Source organism: Rhizobium sp. NZLR10, from assembly GCF_019685125.1.
In the GTDB taxonomy this organism is placed as follows: domain Bacteria; phylum Pseudomonadota; class Alphaproteobacteria; order Rhizobiales; family Rhizobiaceae; genus Rhizobium.
The window spans coordinates 13,309-31,606 of the sequence record NZ_JABDWE010000033.1 but is presented as its reverse complement, the minus strand read 5'-3'; the positions used below and the strand labels follow the sequence as shown (position 1 = coordinate 31,606).

The following is an 18,298-nucleotide window of genomic DNA, read 5'->3' as shown; positions in this document are numbered from 1 at the left end:
GGCCGGCAAGCCCAAGATCGTCGCAACCGTCGCAACTATGCGCAAGCTGCTCACCATCCTCAATGCCATCATCAGGGACGGACGACCATGGCAAAACGCTTGACAAATAAGACAGTCGCTCTCCCCGAGGGGAGAAGAGATTTGCGGCAACGTCGCGATTCCCCCTTCTCCCCTTGGGGTGAAGGTGCCCGTAGGGCGGATGAGGGGGCCGCGAGCTCCACAATGGCCATATCACCATGAAAAAGGGCGGCGCATCCACTGCACCGCCCTCTGCATTTGACGTCCTCTTTCGAAGAAGAGCGCCCTCTCAGAACTCCGTCCAGTCCTCCTGCACCGCAGCTGCGGCCGTTGCCTGCCTGCCGCCAAAGGCCTTGGCCACCGTGCGGGTCAGGGCGCGGGCTGGCGAGGCGACCGGGCGGGCGTTGGGGGCGGCGACGGTGGCGCGCGATGCTGCGGCATCCGGCCTCGTCTGGCCGAGCTTAAACTGGCGCAGCAATTCATCCAGCGCACTTGCTTCTTGAGCGAGCGCATGGCTTGCCGCGGTCTGCTCCTCGACCATGGCGGCATTCTGCTGGGTGCCCTGGTCCATGTTGTTGACGGCGGTGTTGATCTCCTGCAGGCCGATCGACTGTTCGCGGGTGGCGGTGACGATGGCGCTGACGTTACGGTTGATCTCCTGCACTTCGGCGACGATCGCTTCCAGCGCCTTGCCGGTCTCGCCGACGAGGGAGACGCCGGCAACGACCTGTTCGCCCGAGGTGGTGATCAGCGCCTTGATCTCCTTGGCCGCCTTGGCCGAGCGCTGAGCAAGCTCGCGCACTTCCTGAGCGACGACGGCAAAGCCCTTGCCGGCATCGCCGGCGCGGGCGGCTTCGACGCCGGCGTTCAGAGCCAACAGGTTGGTCTGGAAGGCGATGTCATCGATGACGCCGATGATGTTGGAGATTTCGCCCGAGGACTTTTCGATCTGCTGCATGGCGGAGACCGCCTTGCGGACGACTTCGCCGGATTTTTCGGCACCAAGGCGGGTGCGCTCGACGAGATTGCCGGCATCCTCGGCGCGCTTGGCGCTGTCGCGGACGGTCGTCGTCACCTGCTCGAGCGCTGCGGCGGTCTGTTCGACGGCGGCAGCCTGCTGTTCGGTGCGGTGGGCGAGATCGTCGGCGGCCGAGCGGATTTCGCCGGCGCCGGCATTGATCGCCGAGGCGTTGCGGCCGACTGATTGCAGGGCTGCCTGCAGCTTTTCGACGGCATGGTTGAAGTCATTGCGCAGGCTGTCATATTGCGGCGCAAACGGCGTCTGGAGACGGCCGGCCATATCGCCATTGGCAAGCTCGGCAAGGCCGCCCGCCAGAGCGTCGATGGCATGGCGGATCTCGCCTTCCTCGCGGGCCTTCTGCTCGTCGCCTGCCCGGCGCTGGCGTTCGGCGTCATCACGCATGCGGTCGGTCTCGCCGGCAAGGCGCAGCTTCTCGATCGCCGCCTGCTTGAAGACCAGCACCGACTGGGCCATGCGGCCGACTTCGTCGCCGCGGTCGGTCGCCGGGACCTCGATATCGTGCTCACCGCCGGCGAGGCGATCCATGGCTCCGGTCATGCCGACGATCGGGCGGACGATGGTGCGCGACATCAACCAGGCGAGCACGGCGGCGGCGAGCGAGGCGACGATACCGCCGGCAAGCAGCGTCGTCTTCAGATCGCTGTTGGCATCGGCGCGGATTTCAGCCAGCGCATCGGACTTTTCGCGGGCGCTGGCCTTGATCTTGGCCGAGGCCTGGCGGAAGCCGTCGAGCTGGCCCTTGGTGGCGTTGACGCCGATCTTGATGATCTCTTCGATCGGCATGTCGGTTTCCTTGCGCGCCTTGGTCTGCGGCTCGGCAAGTTCATGGAAATAGAGGTCGGCGGCCTTCTGCATGCCGTCGATCATCTCGACCAGCTGCGGCTCGGCTCCCGCCGTCTGCCTGGCGGCGGCAATCGCCTTCAGCATGCGCTCGCGATTGGCGAAGACATCGCCATAGGTGCTGTCGCTGCGGAACAGGATAAAGCCGCGCAGGTTGACGGCCTGCTCGAGCATCGCCTGCAGCGCATCGTCGATCTGGTTGACGAGCAGCTCGGACTTTTCCTGCTCGGCTGACGCTGACGCCGACGCCGTCGCCTTGGAATAAACGAAGGCGGAGACAGCGACGAAAATCAGAATGAGGGCTGCGAACGTGGCCGCAAGCTTCCCGTTCAAGGATATGTTTTTGGCGGACATCGGTGAATTTCTCCTGACGGCAGTCGACGCGGCGAAAGGCCGGTCGCGCGCGAGTCGCAACCGCAAGGCCTTTTTTGAATTGGGAACATGATCGGCGTGCAGACGCCTTTGCCTTCATGGCACGAAGCGGTTCAAATGAACCGCCGCAATCGAACCGAACCTATGCGGGCGGGCTTTAAATTTGTTTAAATTGTGCGCCGCAACAAAGATCAGGGCCGTGATTAAAATGCTTAAATCAAGGCTGCTTCGGTTCCGCTTCCGGCGGATTGAGGACGAGGATGTCGAAGTCCTTGGCGGGATCGAAATCCTCGGCGGTCATCCGGAAGGTCGTCGGGCCGATTTTCTCGACGTTGCTGCCGCAGAAGCTGATGAGACTGCCGGGCTTGCCCTTGTCGATCGTCAGCTGGAAGCGCCGGATCGGTCCCGCCCAGTTGGCGCCGGTCGACAGCACATAGGAGATCCAGCTTTCGGTATAGTTGGCGCCGCCGGCCTCGGCTTCCCGGACATGCTGCTGGGCAACCCGGACGAAATCTGCGTCGAGGCAGTATTTGCGGGAATATTCCTCGAAGCGTTCGCCCTTCGGCTCGCCGTTTTCGAGAAAGCTGATGGCGACGGTGCCGCCGACGGCCGGCTGGTAGCGATGCTCGACGCTGACCTTCTTTTTGGCCGGAAAGGTGGTGCGCCACCAATAGGTCGAGCGGAGCGTCCAGAGCGGCACGACATCGGCGTCGGTCATGGGATAAATCAGGCCGCGGGCGATCCAGTCCTTCCGGACGGTTTCGGGAAGCTTGGCGAGCGCGTCGCGGGTCTTCTGGCTGTAAGGCAGGACGGGAATGCCGTTTTTGGCCAGCTCGTCGGTGACGTCGATGCCGAGCGAGACGACGCGCTGCTGCAGCTTGGCGGTGATCGGCCTACCATCCTGCACGGTGGAGAAATGCAGGAAATTGTCGCTGTCGTAGTCGGAGATGGCGGAGTTGTTGTCCACCTGGCCTGATATATCGGGCATCGGGAAGGCGACCAGGCTTTCGACATCCTTGTCGGACGTATTCTCGAACACGTAGTCGACACGCACTTGCGAAGCGGAGATGAAGAGATTTTCCTCCGCCATGCTGACATCGTCGGACTGGGCAAAAATCAGCCCGCCGGTCTTGACCTCGGCCATGGTGTCGTTCGCCAGCGTGGGGGCTGCGATCCCCGCCGCGACGAGAAGAGTGAAGAGCTTCAGCATAAAACACCCCCGTGTCTGCGGCCGCCCCGTGATCGCCGCGGCAGGATTATCGCCGAAAGCTTTCGAGGGTCAATGACGCTGTCTGGAACAAAATGCTTGCAACCGGCGGCTTTGCCGGTCATTCACAGCCGATGTCCGATCAAAACAGCCAACGCCTCGACCAACTTCTCGTCTCCCGCGGCCTTTTCGCCAGCCGCTCGCGGGCTCGCGACGCCGTGCAACGCGGCACCGTCAGGATCGCCGGCCAGGTCATAACGAAAGCCGGGGCGGTCTTCGGCGACGACGCTGAGATCGAGATCGACGACCCGGCGCAGGACTATGTCTCGCGCGCCGCGCTGAAGCTTGCCGCAGCCCTCGATCATTTCCAGCTCGATCCCGCCGGCCATCACTGTCTGGATATCGGCGCGTCCACCGGCGGCTTCACCGAGGTGCTGCTGCAACGCGGTGCCGTGCATGTCACCGCGATCGATGTCGGCCATGGGCAGATGCACCCGCGCATTTCAGGCGATCCGCGTGTCACGAACAAAGAAGGCCTCAATGCCCGCAATCTGACGGCAGAGGATATCGGTGATCCCGCCACGTTCATCGTTTCCGATGTCTCTTTCATCTCGCTGAAGCTGGCACTGGCGCCGGCTCTCGAGATCGCCGAGCCGGGTACTGTCGCCGTGCTGCTGGTCAAGCCGCAGTTCGAGGCCGGGCGCGAAGCGATCGGCAAGGGCGGACTGTTGAAGGATCCCGCGTCGGCTCCCGCCGTCGCTGCGGAGCTTGCGCGCTGGTTCACCGAGGACATGGGCTGGAACAGCCTCGGCCTCATCCCCTCCCCGATTTCCGGCGGCGACGGCAATCAGGAATTTCTTCTGGCAGGATTGAAACCGTGAGCACCGAAACCGTCACGATCGAGAAGCTCGGCGCCCAGGGCGACGGTATCGCCAGCAATGCCGGCGGCCCTGTCTATGTGCCGTTTTCTCTACCGGGGGAAACGGTGGCGATCGCCCGCGTCAAAAGCCAGGGCACGATCATGTCGATCACGACGCCCTCGCCCGACCGGCAGGAGCCGCCCTGTCGACATTTCGGCCTGGATGGCGTCAACGGCACCTGCGGCGGCTGCACGCTGCAGCATATGGCAGATGCGCCATACCGCGCCTTCAAGCGCCAGCTGGTCATCGATGCGCTGAAATCGAAGGGGCTGACGCCTGAGGTTGGCGAGATCGTTCCGGCCCGGCCGGGCGAGCGCCGGCGCGTGGTGTTTGCGGCGCGCAAGACCGAGAAGGACATGCTTGTTGGTTTCAACCAGGCCGAAAGCCATCATATCGTCGCCATCGAGGAATGTCCGATCTCGTCGGCAGGGATCATCGCCCGGCTACCGGCGATCCGGGCCATTGCCGCCGCGCTGGCGACCAATGCCGAACCCTTTCGCGTCTCCGTGCTCGAAACGCTTTCCGGCCTCGACATTGCGGTCGACGAGGTGAAGAAACTGTCCGATCCGCAGCGGCGCAAGGCGGTTGAGACCGTGCTCGGCCTGCGCGGCATCGCCCGTGTTTCGCTGAACGGCGAAATCCTCATCGAGCCGTCGAAGCCGCTCGTCGATTTCGGCAGCATTCAGGTTTCACCGCCGCCGGGCGGCTTCACCCAGGCGACCAAGCCGGCGGAAGAAGCGATGGCCGAGCTGGTGCTTGCCCATGCCGGCAAGGCGAAGCGGATCGCCGATCTCTTTGCCGGCTCCGGCACGTTCTCGCTGCGGCTGGCGCGGATCGGCCGCGTGCATGCCGTCGAAGCCGAGGCAAAGGCGCTCGCCGCCCTCGATCATGCCGCCCGCAACACTCCTGGATTGAAGCCGGTGACCATCGAGAAGCGTGATCTCTTCCGCCGCCCGTTGATGACGCAGGAGTTCAAGCCCTATGACGCCGTCGTCTTCGATCCGCCGCGGGCCGGTGCCGAATTCCAGTGCAAGGAGCTTGCCCGCTCAGCGGTGAAGAGGATCGTGGCCGTCAGCTGCAATCCGCTGACGCTGGCGCGCGACCTGGCGATCCTCGTCGAGGGCGGCTACCGGATCACCGGGGTGACGCCGATCGACCAGTTCCTCTGGACCTCGCATGTCGAGGTGGTGGCGACGCTGGAGAAATAGGCGGGCCGCCCGTCGGCTCACCCCTTCCGTCAGTGCCGAGGGCGCTATGCCCTCAAGCATCTTTATGGGTTGCCGAATTCCGTTCCTGGCCAGCACTCAGCCGCATTGCCCGCGTTCCGAGCTTTGCACCCGTAACCGCATCGATTGCGATGGGCTCGATCTCTGAGCCCGTTTCGACATCGACATAGCGGGCGAGTTCGCCATCGCAGTGGCGGTGCGCCCAAGCCCCGATCATCATCAGCACCGGCAGGAAATCCCGGCCTGCTTCGGTCAGCAAGTATTCCTCGCGGGGCGGTCGCTCTGAGTAGAGGCGCTTTTCCAGCAGACCGTCGTCGGTCAGCGCTTTAAGGCGCTTGGTGAGCATGGTCGGCACAATGCCGAGGCTCTTCCTGAACTGGTCGAACCGGGTAAGGCCGGTATGTGCATCCCGCAGGACCAGAATGCTCCACGCATCACCCACAGAGTTAAGGCCGCGGGCCACCGGGCACTGGAGAATTGAATTATTTTTCATTGAGTATCTTTTCGATAGTGACACGATATCGAAAAGATAGTAACACAGCGTCAGCCAATGATCCACACCCTAATGAAAGCTGACAGCATGATCGACAGAACCAAAAACATTGCCCTGGTTACCGGCGCTTCCTCCGGCATTGGCCTTGTCACAGCCCAATCGCTGGCGAAAGCCGGCTATCGCGTCTATGGGACCAGCCGCAAACAGGTTGCTGACAAGCCTGGCATCACCATGCTGATCTGCGACGTGACGGATAAGGCCTCGGTGGAGGCTGTGATTGCCGAGATCCTGCAACAGGCCGGCCGGATCGATCTTGTCGTCAACAATGCCGGGGTCGGCCTGCTTGGAGGCGCGGAAGAATCATCGATCGACCAGGCCCAGCGGCTTTTCGACGTCAACCTTTTCGGCGTCGCCCGTGTCGTCAATGCCGTGCTGCCGGTCATGCGCAAGCAGAAGAGCGGCCGGATCGTTAACATGAGCTCGATCCTCGGACTGATCCCATCCCCCTACAACGCCTTCTATGCCTCAACCAAACATGCAATCGAAGGCTATTCGGAATCGCTCGATCATGAAGTGCGCAACTTCGGTATCCGTGTCGTTCTCGTCCAACCCGGCGTCACCAAAACATCCTTCGAGGAGAACCTGACACGCGCAGATCAACCGCTTCCGGTCTACGACTCGGAGCGGGCCCGGAGCGAGGCTCTGATGCGCAAGTGGGTAGCGGCGGGCGACGCGCCGCAGGTCGTCGCCGATATGGTCGTCAAAGCCGCAACCGCCAAGAAGCCGAAGCTGCGCTATTCCGCCGGCAAGCAGTCGCGTCAGGTCCGCTCGCTTCGCCGCTACCTGCCGGAGCGTCTGGTCGACAGCCTGCTGCGCAAGGTCAACGAGCTTCCTGCATCAATCTGACTCTCTATTTTAGAACAGGATTCAGATTTTGAGCCGACACGCTTAAAATCATCCTGTTCTACTGCATATGCGGCGATTCAAAGTGTTACAGCGTCGTTTACGCGTCTGAAAAGACGCGCGGCGCTGTAAGCAAACGAGACCGATTTCGAATGCGCAAGACCAAAAGACGTAATCCCTATTATAACGGCCCGGTGTCCGATCACTTCGACGGCACGCATTTCTTCAATCCCGAAGGTATCGAGCCCCTTGGTTTCCGCGATTTGCTGCGGTGGCAATTCGGCGGTGGCCGTGAGCGTTGGCCGCGGTCGGTGCCAAGTCCATATGCGGCGGCCAAGCCGGATCCACGTGTCGACGGCGAGGATCTACGGGTGACCATGGTTGGCCATGCAACAGTGCTCGTACAGGTCGCTGGGCTCAATATCCTTACCGACCCGGTGTGGTCGGAGCGCGTAAGCCCCTTTACTTTTGCTGGACCCAAACGCGTCGTCCAACCGGGCATCGCGTTCGATGATCTGCCGCCAATCGATCTCGTGCTGGTATCGCACAATCATTATGATCATCTCGATATCGCGACACTCAGGCGCTTGAGCGCCAAGCATCGGCCGCGTGTGGTGACACCACTCGGCAATGACACGATCATCCGCCGCGCCGTGCCCGATATAGAGATGACATCGATGGACTGGGGCGAGCGCATCTCGCACGCCGGCATCAGCATTGATGCGGAGCCGGCACATCATTGGTCCGCCCGCGGCGGCGCCGATCGCCGAATGGCGCTCTGGGCGTCGTTCGCCTTATCGACTCCCGCCGGAAAAATCTATCACGTCGGCGATACGGGCTTTCACCGCGGCATCAATTACAAGGCGGCACAGCAGAAGCATGGTGGCTTTCGCTTGGCGATTTTACCCTTCGGCGCCTATGAGCCGCGATGGTTCATGAAAGGCCAGCACCAGAATCCGCAGGAAGCGGTCATCGGGATGAAGTTGGCAAATGCGGCCTATGTGGCGGGGCATCACTTCGCGACGTTCCAACTGACAGACGAGGCGGTCGACGCCCCGACAAGAGCGCTGCAAAACGCTATGAGCGAACATGATATTCCCCCGGAACGATTCCGGGCGCTCAGGGCGGGCGAGGTCTTCGATGTGCCCAAGCTCTAAAGCGCGTCGCGTCAAACTTGCTTCATCTGATACGGTTTAGCGGCGCATGAAGGCTTCGAAGGCGGCCCGGGCCTCGGCACTTTTCAGACGGGCGGAGAAATGGCGGGCCTCCTCGTCGATGCGGGCGATGATCTCGCCGCTGTCGCTGCGGATGAGATTACGGGCGATGCGCAGCGCCTCCGGCGGTTTGGCGGCGAGCCGAGCTGCGGTCGCCAGCGTCAGCCCATCGACCTCGCCGGGTTCAACCACCTTCCAGATGAGACCGGCGTCCTTCGCCTCGGCGGCCGAGAAGGCTTCGCCGGCGGCCAGCAGGGCGAAGGCGCGCTGGTGGCCCATCAGGCGTGGCGCAACGAGGCTGGAACCCGCTTCCGGCACCAGAGCCAGGTCGACGAAGGGAGTACGGAACTGGCTGCGGCTGGAAGCGATGGTCAGGTCGCAATGGAGATGGATCGTCGTGCCGATGCCGATCGCCAGTCCGTCGACGCCCGAGACCACGGGTTTTTCGGCCTTCACCAGCGCATAGAGGAAATCTAGGATCTCCTGCTCCAGGCCGCTGCCACCGACTGCGGCGACAAGGAAGTCGTTTAGATCATTGCCGGCGGAAAAGCAGCCCTGGGTACCAAGAAAGGCGGTGGCGCGGATGGCGGGATCGGCATCGGCCGCCTTCAGCGCATCGGCCATTGTCCGGTACATGGCGCGGGTGATGGCGTTCTTCTTCTCCGGCCGGTTGAAGCGGATGAGCTGGACGCCAGGGTGGGCGGAAGGCTGCTCGACGATGATGTGATCGGTCATTGGAAATGTCCTCAAGCAAGCAGAATGCGGGCGGCGGCGAGGCTTGCAGCGCCATTCACCACCCGGTCACAAAGGGCTGTGGTCTCGGCCATCAGATTTTCGGCGGCGAAGCGGCAGAGCGCGATGCGGCCCTCGCCTCTGCCATCGCCGCTTTCGGCAAGAGCCCCCTTGGCGAGGTAACAGCCGGTGAGCACGAGGCCGAACAGGCGCTGATAGGGTGTTGCACCTGAGAGCGCCTCGGTGGCCTTGCCATCGGTCAGGATCTTGATGAGCCAGCCGGTCGCCGTTTCGAGATCGGCGATCGCTGTGTCGAGCCTGGCGGCGGTTTCGCCAAGACCACCGAGATTGGAGCGGCGGACATTGTCGGCGATCTCCTTCAGCTCGGCGATGAAGCCCTTGACCTGATCGCCGCCGGAGAGCGGCAGCTTGCGGGTGACGAGGTCGATCGCCTGGATGCCGTTGGTGCCCTCGTAGATCGGCGCGATGCGGGCATCACGCAAGTACCGCGCTGCCCCCGTCTCCTCGATGAAGCCCATGCCGCCATGCACCTGAATGCCGAGCGAGGCAACCTCGACGCCGGCATCGGTCGAAAAGGATTTAGCAATCGGCGTCAGCAGCGCGGCACGCTCCTGCCAGTGACGGCTGTCATCGCCCGCCCGGTGGGACATGTCGATCGCATGGGCGCAGGCATAGGAAATGGCGCGTGACCCCTGCGTCAGCGCCTTCATCGTCAGCAGCATGCGGGCAACATCGGGATGGTCGACGATCGGGCTCATGCCGGCGCCGCTCCAGCCGGGCGCCCTGCCCTGGGTGCGTTCCTTGGCATAGGCGAGCGCCTTCTGGGTAGCGGCCTCGGCGATCGCCACGCCCTGAATGCCGACGGCCAGACGGGCATTGTTCATCATCGTGAACATGCAGGCGAGCCCCTTGTTCTCCTCGCCGACCAGCCATCCCACGGCACCCTTTTCGTCGCCGAACCGGCCGTCGCCATAGATCATCGTGCAGGTCGGCGAGCCGTGGATGCCAAGCTTGTGCTCCAGCGAGTGGCAGAACAGATCGTTGCGGGCACCGAGCGAGCCGTCATCGTTCACCAGGAATTTCGGCACCAGGAAGAGCGAGATGCCGCGGGTGCCGGCCGGCGCATCCGGCAGGCGGGCCAGCACCAGATGAATGATATTGTCGGCCGCGTCGTGGTCGCCCCAGGTAATGAAGATCTTCTGGCCTGATATGCGGTAGCTGCCGTCGGCGCGGCGCTCGGCGCGGGCCTTGAGCACGCCGAGATCGGAACCGGCATGCGGCTCGGTCAGGTTCATGGTGCCGGTCCATTCGCCGGACACCATCTTTGCCAGGTATTTCTGCTTCAGCGCAGCACTGCCATGGGTGCTGACCGCCTCGATGGCGCCCATCGTCAGCGTTGGGGCAAGCGCAAAGGCCATGGAACCGGAATTCCACATTTCCAGCGCTGCGACATTCAGCATATGCGGCAGGGCCTGGCCGCCGAAAGCTTCGGGTGCCGTCAGGCCGTTCCAGCCGCCGGCGATCCAGTTGCGATAGAGATCGCGCCAGCCATCCGGCAGCCGGACCTCACCATCGATCAAACGGGCGCCCTGCCGGTCGCCGATGTCTGCGAGAGGCGCCACTTCCTCCGTGGCAAAACGTCCCGCCTCGGCCAGGATCGCATCGACCAGATCTTCGCCGAGATCGCGGAGCAAGCCTGCTGAAATCGCCTCGCCCATGCCGGCGACATGCTTCAACGTGAACGCGATTTCCTCGACGGGCGCCTTGTACATGGTTTTCCTCCGCAGACGGCCTGCACTTCCTGTATTTGGGCAAAGCCCCTCCGAGGCAAAGGGCTAATTGATTTTTACGTAAACGTCAATTTCGATTCCATTGACTGTCGTGCAATAGTTTGCCCGACATCACAGCCCGGCTCTTGCACTCTTGCACAAATGAACGTCATGAAGAGGCTGTAAGGACATCGCCTTCGCAAGGGATCGGCGACCAATGGATACATTGCCCGTCAACATACCCGGTTTCGTCTGGGCCTATCGCTTCTCGCCGGATGAAAAGACGGCGGTGCGTCTGAACAACAGTGCGACGGTGGCGGACCTCATCGCCGACAATTGTTTCTACTGGCTGCACCTCAACCTTGTTGACGCCCGCGTGCCGGCATTGCTCGAAACGCTCGCCGGACTGACGGAGGACGCGAAATCGGCGCTGACGACGCGTGACACGCACGCGACCATCACCGTCGACGAGCAGATGCTCTACGGCACGCTCGTCGACTGCCAGCGCGATTTCGCCCAGGATACCAACAATCTCGGCTGGCTGCATTTTGCCATGTCCGACCGTTTCATCATCACCACGAGGCTGCAGCCGCTGCGCAGCGTCGAGCGGGCGCGGGCGCTGATCGAAAAAAATCCGGGAAAATTTTCACGGCCGGTCGATCTGTTCGAACTGCTGGTGATCGAGTTTCAGCGCACGCTGATCGCGATCGTCATGGAACTCACCGAAGAGCTGAACCTGATCGAGGATTTTGTCTACGACAATGCGCCGCGCGACGAACGCCGGCGGCTGGCGCCGGTCCGGCGCACCGTCGTCCGGCTGCATCGCCATCTGCGCACGGTGCTGGCGCTGATGCGCCGTGCGGCGGCGGCCGACGACGACGAGATGCCATTCGGCTTCGATGATGTGGCGCGGCGGCTGACAAGCCGGCTGGAAACGGTCGACCACGATATTTACGCGCTGCAGGACCGGGCGCGCCTGCTGCACGAAGAAATCGATTCCAAACAATCCTCCGAGACCAACCGCCACCTCTATCTGCTGTCGATCATGACGGCCTTCCTGCTGCCGCCGACCCTGGTGACGGGCTTCTTCGGCATGAACACCGCAAACCTGCCCTTCGCCGTCGGCGATTACGGCACCGAATACGCCGTCGCCCTCATCGTCGCCTCGATTGCCTTTGCCTGGTGGCTGCTGCGGCGAGTGGATATTCTTTGAATCTGAGAGGTGGGGTGGGCGCTGCTGCCCATCCGCCTGCCGGCCCCTTCTCCCCGTAAACGGGGCGAAGGGGATATGCCGCAACGTCTCCGTCCCTCGCTAACGTCCCCTAAGGGCACGTCCCCTCTCCCCGTTTTTTACAATCTCAGCGATCGACGCTCGGGTAATCCGTTGGTTCATGCCACCACCTCGCTCGGAACGGTTCTTGCACGGTTACTAATGTATTTACCGTGGGGAGACCTAATGTCATGAAATGGTGCACATCCGGAGAGTTCGTCCCTCTGATGCTCGTGGTGAGTGGGCCGGAAAAATACAAGCTCGTCGCAACTCTCGTGCAGGCTGCCGAGATGCTGACCGTTGGCTGGCCGATCGACGATGGAGAAGAATACCTCGTGGCGATTATGGCTTGCCGGGATGCAATACACGGGGAGATTCCGGCTCAGGACGCGCGAGCAGCGCTTATCCGTGCCGCCGACGAAGCTGGCATTTCGGTGATCACCGTCGTCCACTGAGTTTCGCAGCCGATGATGAAATGAGTTCACGGTTTCTTCACGCCACCGCCCTCTCGTTCCGCTGCATGGGCAGGTCCCTGCGCGGCGGCTGGTACGGGCCGGCGTGGGGACTCGGCTTGGTCAACCTTGCCGAGAAAGCCGAATGGACGGCCGCGCGACGCCACGTTTGCCACGTCCCCTCTCTCCGTTTTTTACGGGGAGAGGGTTAGCGTGAGGGCAATGCCCACTTCCTATTCCGGCCTCATTGCGGCGAATAGCACTGCTGACGCGGGCCGTTATAGGGTTGGAACGTGTTGTCGTAGGCGCGATAGGACCGATATCGGTTGGCGCACCAGGCGACATGGCCTGAACCCATGCTGGGCGCAGGCTCGACGTAACGCGGTTGCGCGACAATGGCGCCGCCGATGACCGCGCCGGCGCCGAAGGCGGCGAGCGGATACCAGTAGCCGTTGTAGTGGCGATAGCCCGGACGGTAATAGCTGTATCCGCGATAGCCACCGTAATAGCCGGGGCGGTAGCCGCCGCCGTAGCCCGGCCGATAATAGGCGCCCGGCCGATAGCCGGGGCGGTAGTAGCCGCCCGACCCATAACCGGGACGATAGTAGCGGCGGTATTGGACGTTCTCGACGGCGGAGGATTTTTCCACCTGCGGGGCGGTTGGCATCTGGACTGCCTGCGACGGCACGAAGCCTGTCAGAACGACGGCGGCAGCCAGAACTGCGGTCGCGATCTTGTTACTCAAACCGAACATTCTTCTCTCCCATTCAACAGCGATAACCGCCTGTTTAGCAACGCTTTCGTGCCCGAATGGTTCCGAAAGCGGCCGGGGGCCGGCTGCTTTCGTATCTTTAAAGAAATCGATCTGAACCGGGCATTAACCGCGAGGCCGCCCTCGATAACGGCGCCCGGAATTGCGGCCGGGACGCGCTTTAGTCCTTTGTCTTATGTATGTCGTTATCCCGGAACCGCTGCACAGTTCCGGGCGAAATGTTACGCCACGGCGGAGATTTTCGCCTGGTCGCCCTGCAGGCGGTTCACCATGAAGTTGGAATACCATTCGAGGAACTGCATGACACCGCCCTCGTGCAGGGAGGAATAGGGGCCTGGTTCATAGGCAGGCGAGTGGATGCCGAAGGCGTTCTCTTCTACGATGCGGCGATCTTGGTCGTTGGTCTCGGTCCAGACGTGGGTCAGTTCCTCGAGATTGTAATCCACGCCTTCGACCGCGTCCTTGTGGACCAGCCACTTTGTCGTCACCGCCGTCTCATTGGCGCTGAGCGGCAGCACCCGGAAGGAGATGGCGTGGTCGCCCAATAGGTGGTTCCACGTCGTTGGGTAGTGGAAGAGCAGCATGGTGCCGATATGGCTGATCGAGATATCGTCGGCGAGCGGACGCTTGACGGCGCTCTTGCCCGACATGGTGTAGCTCTCGGCGTCCTCGATCAGCGGCATGCGGGCGGTGCGGAACTGACCGTCCGGCGACATCTGGAACTTGCTCGGCAGGCCGGCGGCCTCGCAGCGCGCCCAATGGCCGGCGATCTCGGGATCGTCGGCGCCGCCATCCGTGCCGGTGACACTCGGGGCTTCGGGATAGGTGCGGCAAAGCTCGGGGTGATTGGCGGCGCAGTGATAACACTCGCGATTATTTTCCCAGACAAGCTTCCAGTTGCCCTTCTCGATGATCGTGCTCTGGAAGGCGACCTTGCTCTCGCTGATCCGGTGCGGCGCGACATAGGGCTCGATCTTGTCGCGCACCGGCTGGAAGTCCGGGGCGGTATCGGCAAGGCAGATGAAGACATAGCCCGCGACGATTTCGCAATGGACGGGCTTCAGGTTGAAGCCGGTCTTATCGAAATCATCGCCCATGTGGCGGGCGAAGGCGAGCTTGCCTTCAAGATCATAGGTCCACTGATGGTAGGGGCAGACGAGACGCACGGAAGAGCCGTGCTCCTTGGTGCAGACGCGCGAGCCGCGATGACGACAGCTGTTGTGGAAGGCGCGGATGACATTGTCGCGGCCACGGACGACGACGACCGGATAGCTGCCGATCTGGACGGTGAAATAGGCGCCGGGCTTCGGCAATTCGCAATCATGGCCGATGAACAGCCAGTCGCGATAATAGATCATCTCCATGTCGAGCTGGAAATAATCCTCGTCGATATAAAACGGCCGTTCGAGGCTGAAGCCCTCACGACGGCCCTTGAGCTGACGCAAAACGTTGCTGCGAATATCCATCTTCATGTCCTCGTGCACCCGGTTGCCACCCTCGAGCAGAAGGCCGGCGGAAGCGCGCCCGCTTCCTTCTCCTTCGGGGGAATTGTTCATGGCGCCATTTAATCACCTGGGCCCATTTAATCACCTGGCATCCCTGCCGCTTGGTTGTAATGCGACATCGGCTTCGAAATTGACGACAGGGTGCGGCAAGCCAAAAGCTACTGATCCCAGTCGCTGACATTCGTCCGACTCTCCAGGCGATTATCGTCAATTGCGACATGGCGTAAAGGGCCGTTGCGCAAAGAGGTTCGCTGGGTGATATCGGCGTCCATCGCGTTTGCGACAGCTGCCGGCATTTAGGTCTCTGGCCGGCCGGCCGCCGGGCGATTTTAACATCGCCTTAAGCATGCCACCCTATCCTGCCGTTGATTCAGACCGAGCGAAGAACGCGAACCATGGCCAGACTCCGTTATTTCGACGCGAAAGATGCAAGCAGATTGCAAGAGCGGCAGCCGATTGCCGCGCATTCCGAATTCCTGCGCACCGGCCGGATACCGCGCGAGCGGCGGCACTGGCTGGCCGAGGAAAAGCGCTATTTCACCCATGATGAGGTCGCCGAAAAGACTGGCCGCAAGCTGCAGGTGGCCGGCGAAAAGACGCATCAGCACATCAACGGCTTTCACCACTCGATCCAGTTTCCGAAGATGATCTTTCACCGGACGCTGGAGGACAGCCCGCATCTCGGTTATTGCCACGTCACCGCTGCGCGGACGAAGTTCGCGCATTACGAAGACGTGAGCTGGGCCTTCTACATCGCCAATTTCTATTCCGACATCGGCCAGAACGACAATTTCTTCGAACGCATCGATGTCGGCTATTCCCGCATGTATTTCGCCGTCGCGATCAAACCCGGCGAGCACTCCCAGGAAAAAATGAGCATCGACCGGTCAGTGCGCGGCAACGGCCTGCTCTTCCGCACCCATGATCCGCAGGCAGCGATCCGCAACATCCTGCTGCTCGGCGCCCGCAACGAACAGCTGCGCGAAATCATCCGCCAGCTATAAAGCGCATCGCATCGAAGCGTGAGGCCAACAACGCGATTGATCGCGAAGAGCGGAAAGCCTAATGACTGCCGGAACTGAAGCACCAGGCAGCACATGGCACGCACGATCGACATTGAGGCAGACAGGCAGGCAGCGCTTGAGGCGGCCTGCGCCGCTCTTGCCGACGGCTTTGCCATCGCCATTCCGACCGAGACGGTCTACGGCCTTGCCGCCGACGCCACCAATCCGGCGGCGATCACCCGCATCTATGAGACAAAGGGACGGCCGCGCTTCAACCCGCTGATCTGCCATATGGCCGATCTCGCCATGGCCGAAGAGCACGCCGAATTCGATCCGATGTCGAGGGCTCTCGCCGCCGCCTTCTGGCCCGGCCCGCTGACCCTCGTGCTGCCGCTGAAGACCGAAAGCCCGATCCATTCGCTGGCGACCGCCGGGCTCGACAGCGTTGGCATCCGCGTGCCGAAGGGTTTTGCAGGCGCGGTGATCGGCGCCTTCGGGCGGCCGCTCGCAGCCCCCAGCGCCAATACGTCAGGCGCGATCAGCGCAACGAGTGCCGCCCATGTCGAGGCCGATCTTGGGGCGAAGATCCCGTTGATCCTCGATGCGGGCCCAAGCGCTGTCGGCGTCGAATCGACGATCGTCAAGGTGGAGGGCGACCGGGTAAGGCTGCTTCGCCCCGGCGGTCTGGCGGCACGCGAGATCGAGCGCGTCGCAGGCCGGCCGCTGCTGCGGGCGAAAACGGCATCGGCGGCGATCGAGGCGCCTGGCATGCTCGCCTCGCACTACGCGCCAGGCGCGTCGGTGCGCCTCAATGCGACGACGGTCGAACCCGGCGAAGCGCTGATCGCCTTCGGCGGCGCGGCGGTCTCCGGCGCAAACGGCGCCCGGATCGTCCTCGATCTCAGCCCGCAGGGCGACCTTGCCGAGGCGGCGGCCAATCTTTTCGACTACATGAAGCGGGCCGATGCCAGCGGGGCTTCGAGCATTGCCTTTTCGGCCATCCCCGAGGAGGGGTTGGGCGAAGCGATCAACGACCGCCTGCAGCGGGCAGCTGCACCCCGCGACTTGAAATAATGACGGAGGATCGAACCCGATGAGCAGCCCCAGCATTTCCGCCGAACTTCTCGACCGCTTCGCCGCCATCGTCGGCGACAAATACGCGCTTGCCAGCGAGGCCGATCTGGCGCTGCATCTGATCGAGAACCGCGGGCTCTATCACGGTTCCTCCCCTCTCCTCCTGAAGCCCGGCTCTGTCGAAGAAGTCTCGGCAATCATGAAACTTGCGACGGAGACCGGAGCGGCGATCGTGCCACAGACCGGCAATACCGGCCTGGTCGGCGGCCAGACGCCGCGTGAGGGCAAGTCCGATATCATCCTGTCGCTCGAACGCATGAACAAGATCCGCGATATCGATCCGGTGGCGAACGTGCTGGTGGCCGACGGCGGCGCCATCCTGGCCGAAGTGCAGCAGGCGGCCGAGGCGCATGGGCGGCTGTTTCCGCTGTCGCTCGGCTCGGAGGGCTCCTGCCGCATCGGCGGCAATCTTTCCACCAATGCCGGCGGCACGGCCGTGCTTGCCTACGGCAATATGCGCCAGCTCTGTCTCGGCCTCGAAGTGGTGCTGCCGACCGGCGAGATCTGGGACGGCTTACGCCGCCTGAAGAAGGACAATACCGGCTACGACCTGCGCGACCTTTTCATCGGTGCCGAAGGCACGCTCGGCATCATCACCGGCGCGGTGCTGAAGCTGTTTCCCCAGCCGCTCGGCCATCAGGTGGCATTCGCCGGTCTGAATTCGGTGGAGGATGCGCTTGGTCTGTTCGATCTCGCCTCCAGCCTCTGCGGCGCCTCGCTCACCGGTTTCGAGCTGATGCCGCGTTTCGGCGTCGACATCACCACGCGCCACATCGACGGCGTGCGCGATCCGCTGGAAGCGCCCTATCCCTGGTATGTGCTGATCGACATCTCCACGTCGGACTCGGCCGAGACGGCGGAGCGGATGATGAACGGCGTCCTGGAACAAGGCTTCGAGGCCGGGCTGGTGCTCGATGCGGCGATCGCTTCATCGGTCGCCCAGCAGAAGGCCATCTGGCACATGCGCGAAAGCATGTCGGATGCCCAGAAGCCGGAAGGCGGGTCGATCAAGCACGATGTTTCCGTGCCGGTGTCGAAGGTTCCGCATTTCATGGCCGAGGCCGAAGAAGCGGTGATGGCGGCAATGCCCGGAGCCCGCATCTGCGCTTTCGGCCATATGGGCGACGGCAATATCCATTACAATATTTCCCAGCCGGTCGGTGCCGACAAGGACGCCTTCATCGCCCGCTGGCACGAGATGAACCACATCGTTCATGGGCTGGTAATTGCTCACGGCGGCTCGATCTCGGCCGAGCACGGCATCGGACAGCTGAAGCGCGACGAACTGGCTGCCATCCGCCCGGCAATCGAAATCGAGCTGATGCGCCGCATCAAACGCGCCTTCGACCCCGCCAACATCATGAACCCTGGAAAGGTGGTCAGTCTCGACGTGTGAGACCGACG

The 18,298-nt window shown here is 62.5% G+C and carries 16 protein-coding genes and 1 pseudogene; 10 read left to right on the top strand and 7 right to left on the bottom strand.

What is annotated here, in order from left to right; genetic code table 11:
- A pseudogene (locus tag HJB82_RS31110) lies at positions 1-103 on the top strand (IS110 family transposase); the annotation flags it as partial.
- A gap of 204 nt (positions 104-307) precedes the next feature.
- Here HJB82_RS31110 and HJB82_RS31105 read toward each other — a convergent pair.
- Both HJB82_RS31105 and HJB82_RS31100 read right to left on the bottom strand, forming a co-directional pair.
- On the bottom strand, positions 308-2,254 hold the full coding sequence (locus HJB82_RS31105) for a methyl-accepting chemotaxis protein (RefSeq protein ID WP_207583178.1): 1,947 nt from the start codon (positions 2,252-2,254) through the stop codon (positions 308-310).
- A 235-nt stretch (positions 2,255-2,489) separates the two neighbouring features.
- Positions 2,490-3,482, bottom strand: coding sequence for a DUF4424 domain-containing protein (locus tag HJB82_RS31100; RefSeq protein ID WP_221142350.1), 993 nt, complete (start codon positions 3,480-3,482; stop codon positions 2,490-2,492).
- A gap of 92 nt (positions 3,483-3,574) precedes the next feature.
- On the opposite strand from HJB82_RS31100, the gene HJB82_RS31095 reads away from it, so the two are divergent.
- Positions 3,575-4,360: a TlyA family RNA methyltransferase gene (locus tag HJB82_RS31095; protein WP_405049049.1), complete on the top strand. Its 786-nt coding sequence runs from the start codon at positions 3,575-3,577 to the stop codon at positions 4,358-4,360.
- On the top strand, positions 4,357-5,607 hold the full coding sequence (locus HJB82_RS31090; protein ID WP_207583175.1) for a class I SAM-dependent RNA methyltransferase: 1,251 nt from the start codon (positions 4,357-4,359) through the stop codon (positions 5,605-5,607). The genes HJB82_RS31095 and HJB82_RS31090 overlap by 4 nt, the downstream gene beginning before the upstream one ends.
- A gap of 52 nt (positions 5,608-5,659) precedes the next feature.
- Here the strand turns inward: HJB82_RS31090 and HJB82_RS31085 are convergent, their stop codons facing one another.
- On the bottom strand, positions 5,660-6,118 hold the full coding sequence (locus tag HJB82_RS31085) for a helix-turn-helix domain-containing protein (protein ID WP_207583174.1): 459 nt from the start codon (positions 6,116-6,118) through the stop codon (positions 5,660-5,662).
- An 87-nt stretch (positions 6,119-6,205) separates the two neighbouring features.
- On the opposite strand from HJB82_RS31085, the gene HJB82_RS31080 reads away from it, so the two are divergent.
- The gene (locus HJB82_RS31080; protein WP_221117821.1) at positions 6,206-7,024 is read left to right on the top strand and encodes an oxidoreductase; all 819 of its coding nucleotides are present in this window, start codon (positions 6,206-6,208) and stop codon (positions 7,022-7,024) included.
- Between the two features lie 149 nt (positions 7,025-7,173).
- Positions 7,174-8,178 carry an MBL fold metallo-hydrolase gene (locus HJB82_RS31075; protein ID WP_207583172.1) on the top strand — a complete coding sequence of 335 codons (1,005 nt, stop codon included), beginning with the start codon at positions 7,174-7,176 and terminating at the stop codon, positions 8,176-8,178.
- A 36-nt stretch (positions 8,179-8,214) separates the two neighbouring features.
- On the opposite strand, the gene HJB82_RS31070 is transcribed toward HJB82_RS31075, so the two are convergent.
- On the bottom strand, positions 8,215-8,970 hold the full coding sequence (locus tag HJB82_RS31070; protein ID WP_207583171.1) for a crotonase/enoyl-CoA hydratase family protein: 756 nt from the start codon (positions 8,968-8,970) through the stop codon (positions 8,215-8,217).
- An 11-nt stretch (positions 8,971-8,981) separates the two neighbouring features.
- Positions 8,982-10,760: an acyl-CoA dehydrogenase gene (locus tag HJB82_RS31065; RefSeq protein ID WP_207583170.1), complete on the bottom strand. Its 1,779-nt coding sequence runs from the start codon at positions 10,758-10,760 to the stop codon at positions 8,982-8,984.
- Between the two features lie 214 nt (positions 10,761-10,974).
- On the opposite strand from HJB82_RS31065, the gene HJB82_RS31060 reads away from it, so the two are divergent.
- Entirely contained in the window at positions 10,975-11,970 is a 996-nt protein-coding gene (locus HJB82_RS31060; RefSeq protein ID WP_207583169.1) for a transporter, read from the top strand.
- A 248-nt stretch (positions 11,971-12,218) separates the two neighbouring features.
- Positions 12,219-12,482: a DUF982 domain-containing protein gene (locus HJB82_RS31055; protein ID WP_164009858.1), complete on the top strand. Its 264-nt coding sequence runs from the start codon at positions 12,219-12,221 to the stop codon at positions 12,480-12,482.
- 241 nt (positions 12,483-12,723) lie between these two features.
- Here HJB82_RS31055 and HJB82_RS31050 read toward each other — a convergent pair whose 3' ends face one another.
- Positions 12,724-13,233, bottom strand: a complete 510-nt coding sequence (locus tag HJB82_RS31050) for a BA14K family protein (protein ID WP_221142349.1) — start codon at positions 13,231-13,233, stop codon at positions 12,724-12,726.
- 239 nt (positions 13,234-13,472) lie between these two features.
- A complete protein-coding gene (locus HJB82_RS31045; RefSeq protein WP_207584263.1) occupies positions 13,473-14,717 on the bottom strand; it encodes an aromatic ring-hydroxylating dioxygenase subunit alpha in 1,245 nt (414 codons plus the stop codon).
- Positions 14,718-15,151: 434 nt separating this feature from the next.
- Between HJB82_RS31045 and HJB82_RS31040 the strand changes: the two genes are divergently transcribed.
- From HJB82_RS31040 to HJB82_RS31030, 3 genes are all read left to right on the top strand, one after another.
- A complete protein-coding gene (locus HJB82_RS31040) occupies positions 15,152-15,760 on the top strand; it encodes a DUF6656 family protein (RefSeq protein ID WP_207583167.1) in 609 nt (202 codons plus the stop codon).
- Between the two features lie 93 nt (positions 15,761-15,853).
- The gene (locus tag HJB82_RS31035; RefSeq protein ID WP_221142348.1) at positions 15,854-16,834 is read left to right on the top strand and encodes an L-threonylcarbamoyladenylate synthase; all 981 of its coding nucleotides are present in this window, start codon (positions 15,854-15,856) and stop codon (positions 16,832-16,834) included.
- 19 nt (positions 16,835-16,853) lie between these two features.
- Positions 16,854-18,290 carry an FAD-binding oxidoreductase gene (locus HJB82_RS31030; RefSeq protein ID WP_221142347.1) on the top strand — a complete coding sequence of 479 codons (1,437 nt, stop codon included), beginning with the start codon at positions 16,854-16,856 and terminating at the stop codon, positions 18,288-18,290.
- The last annotated feature ends 8 nt before the right edge of the window (positions 18,291-18,298 follow it).

Bases quoted from the DNA above. Each gene is read 5' to 3' on its own strand.
- HJB82_RS31105 (WP_207583178.1), bottom strand. From the start codon at position 2,254: ATGTCCGCCAAAAACATATCCTTGAACGGGAAGCTTGCGGCCACGTTC.
- HJB82_RS31085 (WP_207583174.1), bottom strand. From the start codon at position 6,118: ATGAAAAATAATTCAATTCTCCAGTGCCCGGTGGCCCGCGGCCTTAAC.
- HJB82_RS31065 (WP_207583170.1), bottom strand. From the start codon at position 10,760: ATGTACAAGGCGCCCGTCGAGGAAATCGCGTTCACGTTGAAGCATGTC.
- HJB82_RS31095 (WP_405049049.1), top strand. From the start codon at position 3,575: ATGCTTGCAACCGGCGGCTTTGCCGGTCATTCACAGCCGATGTCCGAT.
- HJB82_RS31100 (WP_221142350.1), bottom strand. From the start codon at position 3,482: ATGCTGAAGCTCTTCACTCTTCTCGTCGCGGCGGGGATCGCAGCCCCC.
- HJB82_RS31070 (WP_207583171.1), bottom strand. From the start codon at position 8,970: ATGACCGATCACATCATCGTCGAGCAGCCTTCCGCCCACCCTGGCGTC.
- HJB82_RS31080 (WP_221117821.1), top strand. From the start codon at position 6,206: ATGATCGACAGAACCAAAAACATTGCCCTGGTTACCGGCGCTTCCTCC.
- HJB82_RS31060 (WP_207583169.1), top strand. From the start codon at position 10,975: ATGGATACATTGCCCGTCAACATACCCGGTTTCGTCTGGGCCTATCGC.
- HJB82_RS31055 (WP_164009858.1), top strand. From the start codon at position 12,219: ATGAAATGGTGCACATCCGGAGAGTTCGTCCCTCTGATGCTCGTGGTG.
- HJB82_RS31030 (WP_221142347.1), top strand. From the start codon at position 16,854: ATGAGCAGCCCCAGCATTTCCGCCGAACTTCTCGACCGCTTCGCCGCC.
- HJB82_RS31035 (WP_221142348.1), top strand. From the start codon at position 15,854: ATGGCACGCACGATCGACATTGAGGCAGACAGGCAGGCAGCGCTTGAG.
- HJB82_RS31045 (WP_207584263.1), bottom strand. From the start codon at position 14,717: ATGGATATTCGCAGCAACGTTTTGCGTCAGCTCAAGGGCCGTCGTGAG.
- HJB82_RS31040 (WP_207583167.1), top strand. From the start codon at position 15,152: ATGGCCAGACTCCGTTATTTCGACGCGAAAGATGCAAGCAGATTGCAA.
- HJB82_RS31075 (WP_207583172.1), top strand. From the start codon at position 7,174: ATGCGCAAGACCAAAAGACGTAATCCCTATTATAACGGCCCGGTGTCC.
- HJB82_RS31050 (WP_221142349.1), bottom strand. From the start codon at position 13,233: ATGTTCGGTTTGAGTAACAAGATCGCGACCGCAGTTCTGGCTGCCGCC.